Source organism: Virgibacillus sp. SK37 (assembly GCF_000725285.1).
GTDB lineage: Bacteria > Bacillota > Bacilli > Bacillales > Amphibacillaceae > Virgibacillus_Q.
Map to the genome: position 1 here is coordinate 2,385,967 of NZ_CP007161.1, position 12,468 is coordinate 2,398,434.

13 protein-coding genes and 1 riboswitch are annotated in these 12,468 nt (G+C 37.2%); of the genes, 3 read left to right on the plus strand and 10 right to left on the minus strand.

Annotated features, from left to right (window positions below):
- Positions 1–11 precede the first annotated feature (11 nt).
- Both X953_RS20080 and thiT read right to left on the minus strand, forming a co-directional pair.
- A complete protein-coding gene (locus tag X953_RS20080) occupies positions 12–155 on the minus strand; it encodes a hypothetical protein (protein WP_198023272.1) in 144 nt (47 codons plus the stop codon).
- 132 nt (positions 156–287) lie between these two features.
- Positions 288–857 (minus strand): energy-coupled thiamine transporter ThiT, encoded by a 570-nt coding sequence (gene thiT / locus X953_RS12290; protein ID WP_040955846.1) that lies wholly within the window; start codon positions 855–857, stop codon positions 288–290.
- Between the two features lie 100 nt (positions 858–957).
- Positions 958–1,062: riboswitch (TPP riboswitch) on the minus strand.
- Positions 1,063–1,201: 139 nt separating this feature from the next.
- Here thiT and X953_RS12295 point away from each other — a divergent pair.
- Positions 1,202–1,738: a YceI family protein gene (locus tag X953_RS12295; RefSeq protein WP_040955847.1), complete on the plus strand. Its 537-nt coding sequence runs from the start codon at positions 1,202–1,204 to the stop codon at positions 1,736–1,738.
- 124 nt (positions 1,739–1,862) lie between these two features.
- Entirely contained in the window at positions 1,863–3,806 is a 1,944-nt protein-coding gene (locus tag X953_RS12300; RefSeq protein WP_040955848.1) for an aconitate hydratase, read from the plus strand.
- 54 nt (positions 3,807–3,860) lie between these two features.
- Here the strand turns inward: X953_RS12300 and X953_RS12305 are convergent, their stop codons facing one another.
- The 8 genes from X953_RS12305 to X953_RS12335 all read right to left on the minus strand — a co-directional run bounded on the left by X953_RS12305 (position 3,861) and on the right by X953_RS12335 (position 11,518).
- Positions 3,861–5,888 (minus strand): iron ABC transporter permease, encoded by a 2,028-nt coding sequence (locus X953_RS12305; protein WP_040955849.1) that lies wholly within the window; start codon positions 5,886–5,888, stop codon positions 3,861–3,863.
- A 4-nt stretch (positions 5,889–5,892) separates the two neighbouring features.
- The gene (locus tag X953_RS12310; RefSeq protein ID WP_040955850.1) at positions 5,893–6,897 is read right to left on the minus strand and encodes an ABC transporter substrate-binding protein; all 1,005 of its coding nucleotides are present in this window, start codon (positions 6,895–6,897) and stop codon (positions 5,893–5,895) included.
- Positions 6,898–7,211: 314 nt separating this feature from the next.
- Complete coding sequence (locus X953_RS20250; protein WP_052350123.1) at positions 7,212–7,745, minus strand: VanW family protein; 534 nt, start codon at positions 7,743–7,745, stop codon at positions 7,212–7,214.
- Entirely contained in the window at positions 7,742–8,080 is a 339-nt protein-coding gene (locus X953_RS20255) for a hypothetical protein (RefSeq protein ID WP_052350124.1), read from the minus strand. The genes X953_RS20250 and X953_RS20255 overlap by 4 nt, the downstream gene beginning before the upstream one ends.
- A 60-nt stretch (positions 8,081–8,140) precedes the next feature.
- Positions 8,141–8,392 carry a hypothetical protein gene (locus X953_RS12320; protein ID WP_040955851.1) on the minus strand — a complete coding sequence of 84 codons (252 nt, stop codon included), beginning with the start codon at positions 8,390–8,392 and terminating at the stop codon, positions 8,141–8,143.
- A gap of 324 nt (positions 8,393–8,716) precedes the next feature.
- Positions 8,717–9,928: an NAD(P)/FAD-dependent oxidoreductase gene (locus X953_RS12325; RefSeq protein WP_040955852.1), complete on the minus strand. Its 1,212-nt coding sequence runs from the start codon at positions 9,926–9,928 to the stop codon at positions 8,717–8,719.
- A 172-nt stretch (positions 9,929–10,100) separates the two neighbouring features.
- Complete coding sequence (locus X953_RS12330) at positions 10,101–10,808, minus strand: SDR family oxidoreductase (protein WP_040955853.1); 708 nt, start codon at positions 10,806–10,808, stop codon at positions 10,101–10,103.
- Positions 10,805–11,518, minus strand: coding sequence for a hypothetical protein (locus tag X953_RS12335; RefSeq protein WP_040955854.1), 714 nt, complete (start codon positions 11,516–11,518; stop codon positions 10,805–10,807). The genes X953_RS12330 and X953_RS12335 overlap by 4 nt, the downstream gene beginning before the upstream one ends.
- A 258-nt stretch (positions 11,519–11,776) precedes the next feature.
- Here X953_RS12335 and X953_RS12340 point away from each other — a divergent pair, with 258 nt between their 5' ends.
- Positions 11,777–12,271 carry a class I adenylate-forming enzyme family protein gene (locus X953_RS12340; RefSeq protein ID WP_040955855.1) on the plus strand — a complete coding sequence of 165 codons (495 nt, stop codon included), beginning with the start codon at positions 11,777–11,779 and terminating at the stop codon, positions 12,269–12,271.
- Positions 12,272–12,468 lie beyond the last annotated feature (197 nt).

A 12,468-nucleotide genomic window follows, 5' to 3' on the forward strand; every position in this document is an offset into this window, starting at 1 on the left:
CTACGGTTGCCTTATTTACTTTTGTTAGAATTATTTAGTTCAGCTGAACAAATCGGACAAATTAATTTACCACGCACTTGTTCACCATCAAAAAAACCATTTTCACAATATACTTCTTTTCCACATTGATAACAATTTCCTATTAATTCTTTCACGTATACACCTCCATCTACAGGATTACCCTTCTTTGTTATGCTATATTCTTAAACCACTTTGCTAACCATGTTGAAACGAAACATAAAGAGGTAATCTCAAATGATTACCTCTTATTAATACGTTTCTAGTATTTATGCTGCTTTTAATAATGTCCTTGGTTGCGTGTGAAACAAGAAAAAAACAAGAATTGTACAAATAATGAAGGAGGGGAACATATAGGAACCGTTGTAAACTAGTGAATAAAGCCACACTGGTTGACCTTCTATTGCTGACTCAAAAAATACCACGCCGGCAGTATAGTGAGCAACAAACCGTAAGAAGGACCCTAACAATACCCCAAGTGCAATATAACTAAGATAAGAGCTTGTATTATTTTGTTTTACTGCTTGTTGAATTTTAGAAGAAAAAATACCTGCAAAACCAAGAACTGTAAAGGCAATTGCATAGTCAATAAACCCTTGCAAGGGATGTAAAATATAAGCCGTCCCTGTAGCAACTTGTAATGCGCCCCATAAAAAGCCGGAAAGCAATCCTCCCTTTACTCCCCATCGGAAGGCCACAATAAAGACAGGAATCATTGCGAACGATATGGAGCCTCCTTGTGCCCAAATCTTAAAAGATAACGGCAGTATATCCAATAGTAGTGCTAGTGCTGTAAATACAGCTACCTCAATTAAAAATAAAGTACGATTTGAACGCATAAATCATTATCTCCCCTCTTTACATTTTTAGACAACAAAAAAAGCAATGCCAAAGGGGAAGACTTCCTGATGGGGAAACCAGTCACAAACATTACTTTTCCATCAAAAAAGCCACCATCCCTACGCTAGTATTAACTAACAGGTTCAAAGGGTAAGAACAATTATATGCTCACTCTCAGCCAATTCGGCTCCCCCTGAAGGCTTTGTTCTTAATTTTGTTATCATTATAAATTATATCTTATTTCTTTAGTTGTTACAACTAATCTACTAATCTAATCAAAGAATATGATTAAATTTTCTGTATCTGTGGTAATAGTAAGTATGCATAAATTAGGAGGGATAATGTGGCGAGTTCAACTTGGAAAATTGATACAGTTCACAGTGAAATCGGTTTTACTGTTAAGCATATGATGATTTCGAAAGCAAAAGGGACATTCGATAGCTTTAATGCTCTTATTCAAGCAAATCCAGAAGACTTAACAGATTCCAAAGTTGAAGTAACTATTGAGGCAGACAGTATTAATACCCGAAATGAAGACCGGGACCAGCACCTACGTTCAGAAGATTTTCTTTACGTAGAGAAGCATCCTACCATTACGTTTGTTGCAACAGAAATTAAAAAACATTCTGAGCATTATTATCAAATTACTGGTGACCTTACCATCCGTGAAACCACTCGTCCAATTACTGTAGATGTCAACTACGAAGGGCAAAGCAAGGATCCAATGAGCGGAGATACCGTGGCAGGCTTCAGTGGAGAAAGCCAGATTAACAGAAAAGACTTTGGTTTGACATGGAATACTACTTTAGAAACTGGTGGAGTGCTAGTCGGTGAGGATGTTAAGATCAGTTTTGAAATTGAAGCTCATAAACAGGATTAAAAAGAAAAAAATTCAAGCTCTAAAATTAAAAGCTATGCTTTACATGCATAGCTTTTAACTTGAGTTTGAAAACTGTCTAACAAAGGAATAGGTAAATAGAACTCATGCTAGAGGAGGATATAACTTGGGACTAAATGTTGCTCAAAAACTAATAAAGGAACATCTTATTTCAGGAACAATGGAACCAGGTGAAGAAATCGGATTAAAAATTGACCAGACATTAACGCAAGATGCTACTGGCACAATGGTAATGCTTGAACTTGAAGCGATGGGGTTGGATTACGCAAAAACAGAAGCCTCTGCCCAATACGTAGATCATAATTTGATCCAGGAGGACAGCAAAAATCCGGATGATCATCTATTTTTGGAAAGCGCAGCTAAGCGATTTGGATTATACTATAGTCGTCCAGGGAATGGTGTAAGTCATCCCGTTCATATGCAACGTTTGGCCAAACCTGGTAAAACTCTATTGGGTTCAGATAGTCATACTTGCGCCAATGGTTGTATGGGAATGCTAGCTATGGGCGCTGGAGGAATAGACGTTGCAATGGCAATAGCAGGAGAACCAATTTACATCACGATGCCAGAGGTTTTTGGAGTCAAATTAACGGGAGAATTACCTGATTGGGTTAGTGCTAAAGATATAATTCTTGAATTATTACGACGATATAATGTAAAAGGTGGCGTTGGGAAAATAATTGAATATTATGGCCCAGGTGTTGAAAATCTTTCTGCGATGGACCGCCACGTTATCGCAAACATGGGGGCAGAACTTGGAGCAACAACTAGTGTCTTCCCTTCAGATGAAGAAGTAAGAGGTTTCTTGAAAAAACAACGAAGAGAAGATGATTGGAGAGAAGTAAAAGCAGATAGTGATGCCACCTATGATTTGGAAGATGAAATCAATCTATCTGAGTTGATTCCTTTAATTGCCAAACCTTCCAGCCCGGGGAATGTGGTACCCGTAGAAGAAGTAACAGGAACTCCTATTTATCAATCTTACATTGGTTCTTCTGCCAATCCAGGCTTTAGAGATTTTGCTGTAGCCGCAGAAATAGTAAAGGACCGTACTATTGCGCCTGGAATTTCCTTTGATATAAATCCGACTTCCAGGCAAATGCTAACAAATTTGGTAAAGGAAATGCACATTGCAAGTTTACTTGGTGCTGGAGCACGGATGCATCAGGCCGGATGTAATGGATGTATCGGGATGGGGCAAGCTCCTGCTTCCGGTAAAAACAGTTTAAGGACAACTCCAAGAAACTTTCCTGGAAGGTCTGGAACGAAAGAAGACAGTGTATTCCTTTGTAGCCCTGAGGTAGCAGCAGCATCTGCCTTAAAAGGTGAGATTACGGACCCACGAACTTTAAAATTCCCTTATCCAGAAGTACAGGAATTAAAAAATCAAAATCGGAATGATGATCTTCTGGAGCATCCTTTACCTCCAGAAGACGCCAAGCAGGTGGAATTAATAAAAGGGCCTAATATTGTATCCATACCTGAGATGGACGAACTACCAGATACGTTAGAGCTTCCAATTCTTCTTAAAGTAGGAGACAATATATCTACTGATGAAATATTAGCTGGTGGTGCTAGAGTATTGCCATATCGCAGTAATTTACCCGAGATTAGTAAATTCACCTTTGAAAATGTAGACTCTACTTATGTCGAGAGAGGAATTAAAAGTAAAGAACTGGGTGGACATATGATTGTCGGTGGATATAACTATGGGCAAGGATCGAGTAGAGAACATGCTGCTCTCGCCCCCAGGTATTTAGGCTTACGTGCAGTACTAGTTAAGGATTATGCGAGAATTCATTGGCAAAACTTAGTAAACTTTGGTGTGTTACCATTACAATTTACGAACGAAGAGGATTACGATGAATTAACGGAGGGCGAGGTACTATCTTTCAAAGATGTAAGAAGGAACATCCAAGAAGATAATACATTATCTGCCACTTTGCAAAACAGCAATAAAGAAATAACCGTCCAACATAAGCTTACCAAACGTCAGAAGGAAATTATCTTATCTGGAGGGTTAATCAATTGGATAAAGGATCGTAAATAAAAAAGCGCATCAAGCGCTTTTTTATTTATGCATATTTAAATAAATCGTTTTAAACTAGGAGGCTTTTTTCTTCATTAGCCACAAAAAGTAAGGAGCTCCGATAATCGCTACAATAATACCTGCGGGGACTTCGTTTGGAGCAAATATAGTACGACTGAACACGTCTGCAACCACTAGTAAAAAACCCCCAATTAATATGGACACAGGTAATAATCGTTTATTTGCTGGGCCTACGAGTAATCGTGCAAAATGGGGTGCTATTAAACCAATGAATCCGATTGCGCCTACAGCTGCCACACTACAAGCAGCCAACAATGTAGCTAAGAGAGCCAGTTGAAATCGAACAGTCATTACCTTTAAGCCTAAACCTTTTGCTGTATCATCCCCTAAAGAAAGTGTATCCAATATATCTATCCGAATGAATAACAATGGCAGGATTAGAACAACCGGCCACACCAAATAATAAAGTACTTCAGTCCATCCCTTGGCATACGTCGTACCTGAAAGCCATGTTAGAGCCGCTGCCACGCCTAAATCAGCCTGAACGACGAGAATTTGAATAGCCGCAGTACCAAACGCAGAAATACCAATCCCTAACAGTGCCAGGATTGTTGGTTGGAATTGGGCTCGAATAGCTAAAATCATTACCATAATAAAAAATAGAAACGCTCCTATCATTCCACCGATAGGAATCCATACAGCGGAGACACCAAATACATACATCATTAAAAGTGCACCCAAACCAGCTCCTGAGGTTATTCCAATAACAGAAGGGTCTGCAAGTGGGTTTCTAAGTACACCTTGAAAAATCAAACCACTGGCAGCTAGTAACATTCCACTCATTAAAGCTACAAGTGCACGAGGGAGTCGAAGTTCTAATATAAGGTTTTTCATAAATTCATTACTATCCCCTACCAACGCCTGCCAAGTAGTAATTGGTTCAAACCCGTAATTCCCTGAGGACAGACTTATTCCCAGTCCTGCAATAATCGCTAAGATTAAAACAGGGATTATGATTTTTAAAGGAAATCCAGTAGTAATCTTCCCTGCAATAATAGCTGTATTTTCTTCTCCATATTTTCTTTTTCTCATTCTTAATACAAGATAAATCAGCCATGGTGCTCCAATAAATGCAGTAATCGCTCCAACAGGCAGCTCGGAAAATGATGGATCCACAATCCGGGCCAATATATCGGCTAAAAGCAAGACATTTCCTCCCCACAGAAATGAAGCGATAATTAATGGAAAGTGCTTTCTATAACCGATAAGTTTGACAATATGTGGAGCTACTAATCCAACAAAGCCAATGGGGCCAACAACGCTAACTGTCACTGAAGTGAGCAGGACTGCTGCTATTATTGCCACAAATTTTAGAATTGCAACATTCTGCCCTAAAGCTATCGCCACATCATCACCTAAGGTTAACGTATCTAATTTAAGAGATAATAGTAAAACGAGAAGGAAACTAATAAAAACAATAGGTAAGGAAAATTGCACACCACTCCAATCATTCTGAACAAGTGTGCCAGATCCCCATAGAAAGATACCCGCTGTTTCATTCTCGTAAAAAATTTGCAGTACACTTGTTAGAGAAGAAAATAAAAACGTAACAATCATCCCTGCTAAAACCATTCTGACAGGAGTTGCACGATTTCCGCCTGATAAAGCAAAAACAAGTAAAAATGTAATAATTCCACCGAGAAAAGCAGGTATAATGCCATTTCCAATCAATGAAGCTGGAACAAATACTGTTGATAGTACAACTGCAAAATAAGTACCAGAATGAATCCCTAATGTACTAGCTGAGGCTAAAGGATTCTTCGTAACTGATTGCAGGATCACACCTGACACAGCCAAAGCACCACCTGCAATTACTCCCATTAACGCACGAGGTAGTCTCAGCATCCTAACGGTATGATGTTCAAGCTTATCCTCAGGCGAAAAGATTGCATCTAACACTACCTGGTAAGGGATAGAAACGCTCCCTTGATTAATATGTATAAATATTAGTAAACATAAAAGGGCGGTTCCACCTCCAAAGGTAAGAACCGCAAGCATTGTATTTTTTATCGATTGATTCATCTAATCACTCATTTACCATAGCATCGACTAATTGCTTTGTGAGTACTTCAGCAGATAAAACTCCTCCAAATGTCCATGTATCGCCAGGTAATGCATGTGTATTCCCTTCTTGTACAAATGATAAATTCTCCCAAACTGGATTTCCTTTTAGTTGTTTCTCAAAGATATTATCATCTTCCTGAACGATATATAAAAACTGCATATTTTCTTCTTGGAAGTTTTGTAATGCCTCAACCGTAACCTCACTATAGCCGTATGGTTCAACTTTATCAGATTCGTAGGCATTTTCAAAGCCTAAGTTATTCATAATTTGTGCTACCATGGAATTATCCGTAAACAAGCGCAGTGTAGGAGTATTTTGAGCTGTAAACGCTTGGGTAGCAATGTATTTTTCTCCTGCTAATTCTGCATCCTCCACACGTTTCTTTTCGCTTTCAATCACCTGGTCAAGATTTCGCAATGCTTCTTCTGCTTTTTCGTCTTTGCCAACAATTTTTGCCACTGTTTTAAACTCTTTTACCATGTTCTCATAATGGTTTTTTATAGCCTCATCACCATAAGGAGCAAACGTAACTACTGGAGCAATATCCTTTAAGCTGTCTAAATACTGCTCATGTCTGAATTTCACTCCAATGATAAGATCTGGATTCAAACGGGAAATTGCTTCAAGGTTAGGTTCTTGACGTGTACCAACATCTTCTACACTTTCATCAAATTTCTTATCAATGTTTACCCATTTGTTAAAACCATCTAGATCAGCAACTCCTGCTGGTTGGATTCCAAGTGCAAGTAAGTCTTCTGCATAGGACCATTCTAGCACTACAATGTTTTTTGGTGTTTCCTTAATCGTTTGCTCACCAAATGCATCTTCTATTGTAACACTCGCCTCTTCTTTATCAGTGTTTGTTTCTTCTTTTGGTTGAGTGGTATCTTCTTTTTCATCTGCTCCACATGCTGCCAAAAAGCTAATAAATAAAAATAATAAAAATAGATAACCGAGTTTTTTCATTTTTTTCTCTCCTTTAATTCACTATGTAAATGATAACGATTATCATTATCGTATGGTATTTTGCTAATTATGTCAACAATTAACAAATTATTACATCACATTTGTTAATTGCACAAATTTATTTTCAAAAACTATAAACCAGAATAATTAAAAATGCGTCTTGTCTCTAAATTTTATTACATTCCTTATAATTATAACTTAAAAGACAAAAGTTACCAAAAATAAGCCAGCATGCATACATGTAGGCTTATTGTATTATTTTGTTTATTGAATTATAATCAATGAATTGTCTCACTTCGTTAATCAATATTCTTTCAAGCCGAAGTATTACCCTTGAAGTAAGTTGCAGACTCAGAAGAATAGACACGTATATTCATTTTTCCGTTTTTCGAGGAAGCACGAATTAATATTGGCTGATTATACATGTTTTTAAACACAAAATCAGGGCCCCACCAACTTACTGTAGCGTCTTTTCCCGGAGGTACATAGGGTACTTCACGGCTATGTGCATATCGTTCTACGATTTGAATACCCTTTAGATCAACTGCATTAAAAAGAGTAGAAGAAACTTGGCAAATACCTCCTCCGATATCCTCTGCAAGCTCCCCCTTAACAATCACTGGTGCACGCTTATACCCTTTTTCTTTTGTTCTCTCCCCGACTACTTTATTAAAAGAAAACGTCTCCCCAGGAAATAAAACATAATTATTAATTGCATTTGCTGCCAAAGATATATTATGCGATCGTTCCTTATTATTTTCTTTATAGTAAGTAACATAGTTGCCAAGTTCTTTTCCCCGTATTTCTTCCAGCAAAGAACGATCTATTCTTGGATATATTTTTTTCATTGGTACTTCAGTTTTTCATTTTGTGTATTATAAAATCGTTCACGAAAAGTTATTTGGAATTGTTCTCTATCAACTGCTAAACCTGGTTTTTCGTCAATGATCTCGTTATTATTATTAATCTTCGCATGTTGAGGTTTTTTATATAACTGCTTATCCAAATTATCCATTAACTGTTCTAGCTTCAACTGATCAATGAATAATGGATCAAGTAAAGAAAGTCCATATTGGTCAACGTCCACTTTTTCCATTTTAACCAACTTATCCTCTGCGGCTACGGGATATATTGCAACAAAAAAGATAATATAAAATAAAATTAAGAAGTAAAATTTTTTCATCTTTCATACCTCCTGGTGATAGTATGAGAAGATAGGCTAAAATTAAACCAAAAATATATATCAAATAAGATAAATTGCAAACGCGATTAGGGAAAGAAGAATGGTAATAGTATAAATCCATATTTGTATTGGTACGTTTGACTTTAAAGATGATTTTTCATATTCCAGTGATCTTTTTAATTGTTCTTCAACAGTATCCCCTTCTTCCTCATACTTTTTCATCTTTTTTTCCTCTTGCTTGAATGCATAAAATGTACCCCAAAGAGCTACCCCAAATAAAGCGAATAAAAATAATAAAAGTCCCATATTCATATGAATCCCTCCTATTGTAAGTATACTCGAATTGTATACACTATGTCAGTGATAAACAACACGTTTTACCGTGTTGAAGCAAGATATGTATAGTTATGTGAATTTTTTGTTTGTAAGCTAATTAAAAAAACCGCCTAAAACTGTAATTCAACAGTTAGGCGGTTTTATATTTAACGAAAATCTTTGGTGTCTTCCATATAATCGGTTAGCATTCTATATCCCACTAAAGCAGTGAGTAGTAGCAAAAAATTACATAATGTTTTATTTTTCATTATTTGTTAACCTCCTTATATCGAATGTTTATTTATTGGCTAAGTTAGTGACTTAAAAAGGACGGAATTTACCTTTCTTAAGTACTAATTTTGGCCCTCCTAATAATAGAAGGGAACGGTTATCAACTACCTTTTTCATAGTGGCAGCACTCTTTCCTTGAAGTTTATAACCAGAGAAAATGTTACCAATTCCATCAGAATGTCCTAAAGAAGCAACTGTCCCTTTATCATTAAACACGAATTCAGTTAAAGGCTGGTTGGAAATTAGTGCTTTTAAGTTAGCTGCTACTACATCTGCTTCCTGCATCGCAAGTTGTGCAGTTGGTGGGTAAGGACGATCTGCTTCTTTATTCCAAACCCATGAACAGTCACCAATGACGAAAACATTCTCTTCGCCCTTCATACGTAAGTCGCCATCTACATTTACTTTCCCTTTAGTTAGTTCAAAACCGGATTTACCTAGCACAGAGCTACCCTTTACGCCACCAGTCCAGATGATTGTACCTGCTTTAATAAGTTCTTTATCATCCCCTACAATGAAACCTTCTGGTGTACATTCAGAAATAGCTGCACCTATTTTAATTTCTACTCCGCGGTCTTCTAAAGATTTCTTTGCATAAGCTACTAATTCTTTATCAAACATTGGAAGTATAGATGGAGCTGCTTCTACATTAATGATACGGACTTTACTTCGATCGATATCGTACTTCTTACAAAGCTCAGGCACCTTATTAGCTAGTTCACCAACTAACTCAATCCCTGTGAATCCTGCACCACCAACTAAAATGTTTAAGCTGTGATCTTCTGCGTTCTTATCATTGTTATATTTAGCGAATTGATACTCAATATGCTCACTGATTTGGCGGCTTGAATCAATATCTTCAATTGCAAACGCATTTTCAGCCATTCCCTTGATTCCAAAGTCATTTGACTCAAAGCCAAGACCTACTACTAAGTAATCATATGATAGTTCACTATTTTCAAGTACAACACGTTGTTCATCTTTCTTAATTTCCAGAACAGAATCATATACTAGACGAACTCTGTTTGGATTTACTACATCACTAATCATTACGCGTGCCTGGTTTGGATTTATTGTACCCGCAGCTACTTCATGAAGCCATGTAGACTCATAGTGGTAGTTATGTTTATTTACTAAAACAATTTCAGCCTGTTCAGGAGACAATGTCTTTACTAGGCGTCTAGTTGTTGTTAAACCAGCATAACCTGCACCTAAAACTACTATTTTTGGTTTGTTACTCATAAGAATTTCCACCTTCCTGATTGGTTCTAAGTATGTTCATAGTTAGAGCGTCATTTATACCTATATTAAAATTTGATAGCACTGCGCTAAAAACTATTCTTACAATACTTTTATAATAGCAAAGTTTTATTAAATAGGCTAATAATCAATCACTAAAATAAAAAATGATTCATTATACTGGCCGGACAGTTATTTCATTTACATTTACATAATCTGGCTGGGAGACAGCATAAACTACTGATTTAGCAATGTCATCTGTATGCAACGGTTTACGATCCGGAGAAGATTGACTTGCAGACGCTAAATCTGTATCAACCTTTCCTGGAGAAATATTTGTTACTCGTACCCCTGTTCTCGCGAGCTCTTTTTCCAGTCCCATAGAAATAGCCTTGACTGCAAATTTTGTGGCACTGTAAACGGTGCTTACTTTAGTAACCTCATGGCCGGATACCGATGCAATGTTAATAATATGCCCTGATTTTCTTTCAAGCATTTCTGGCAGCACCCCATGAATCCCATATAAGACGCCTTTGATATTGACATCGATCATTTTTTCCCATTCATCCACATGGCCATCTTGAACTCGGGAATGCAACATTTGCCCAGCATTATTTACAAAAATGTCTACGTTTCCGAACGTGTCCCTCGCCTGTTTGATCAATACATCCATCTCTTCTTTACTAGAGACATCTGTTTCCACAGCAAGTGCTCTACCTTGCAACGATTGATTAATTTCACCAGCAACACCTGCTAATTTCTCCTTATTCCTGGCAGCTAGCACGACATTCACTCCAGCATCAGCCAAATGCTTTGCAATTCCCTTGCCTATCCCACTGCTTGCACCTGTTATAATTGCAGTTTTTCCTGTTAGGTTCATCATTTGTCCTCCTTTTTCCCTTCTGGATCAGTTGGTTCCTTAGGTGGTTTAACTGGCTTTTCATCTTCTGGGTCCTTCTCTGGCTTTTTATCCTCTTCTTTCGGGGGTTTTACTGGTCTCTCTGTTTCTACTTTATCCCCTGTCCCTGTATCTGACTCCTGCCCTTGAGACTCCTCTTTTGCTTCTTCTTCAGTCTCCGTATCACTTTTTTCCTTTGACTCTGAAGACGTGTCATCAGCCTTTATCTGACTATTTTCTTTAGGTGTGTTGTTTTTAGGTGTGTTATTTGATTTTTCTTTAGTAGGAGTGGTACTGCTCTGTTGGTAAGTTCGCTCAGAGTTGTACTGATCATTTGAAAACGACGTTGATGTCTCCACTGTTTCTGTTTCGCTACTTACAGTTTCTATTTCCTCAGGAACAACTTCCTCCACTTCCTCTTGCATTTCCAAATCAGTATCTACGGTATATTGCTTCTTTCTTATCCACTCTTCCCCATTTTTTGCTCGATAGTGTAAGTCAAGTGTTTTTATTACAGGACCTGCCAATATAAGCGTAGTTGAATCAGCTGAAAATTCGTCTGAAGGATTATCTTTCTCCTCTATTTTCTCCGATTCAACCTTTTTTAACTGCGACTTCTGCACCCCTACCAGTACTATTACTACAAAAAGAATCAAAAATAACATATTTATAACTAGTAACTTTTTGCTTTTCATCTGCTCCCCCCTTCTCTTTTTATAGTTTATTATTTATATTATAGTCTTCCTTATTGTAAGCGTATTGCAAGATAGTTTTCAATAATTATACATAGATTATTTTTACGGTTTAGAAGATTAATAGAGCAAGAAACAAAACAAATACTATAAAACGCTTTCAAACGTATGTTATAATTTTCTTAATAAAACGCTTTTTATTCTATTTCATTTGTTTAGATGGTTCCTATTATAAATCTTGATAAAAAGGTGGGGTCACAGATGATTCAAACTCAAGTACGTGTTGTTAATAAGTATGGAGAGGATGTAAAGCATGACGGAACAGAAGTAGGTGAAGTCATTGTAAAAGGCAATGGTACGGAACACTTTAAAAACAAAAACTCCGAAGGGTGGGTATACACGGGAGATCTCGGAACGATTGATAAGAATGGCAAGATTCATGTTATTGATCGAAAAAAAGATATTGATACAGCAGAAACCAAAATATCCTCTGTTGGTTTGGAAAGATTATTACTTAAGCACCCTTCTGTTCAGGAAGCTTCTGTTGTTCCTGTTCCCCATGAGAAACTGGGAGAAGTTGCCCATGCTTTTGTTGTATTATATGAAAACCAACATGCTACAGAGGAAGAACTTATCGAATATTGTCTAAGAACACTCAAACCTTCCGAATGCCCAAAGGCAGTTACTTTTATGGAGGAACTCCCCAAAACAGCGAGTGGTAAAATCTTAAAAGTCCAGTTACAAGGAGAAAATTAAACCAAATATGTTTCTAAATAAGGAAAAAAGAAATTGACATAAAGTTGAGTTACTGCCATAATAACTACGATAAGTTCATACGGTTACCTTTAAACCAGTCCTGTGAGGCTGGCAAGGTGGAACAGATAGCCATCTGTTACTGAAAGAGAATTACTTCTCTTTGAAGTTAAGCACCTTGCCATATTTGGTAAGGTGTT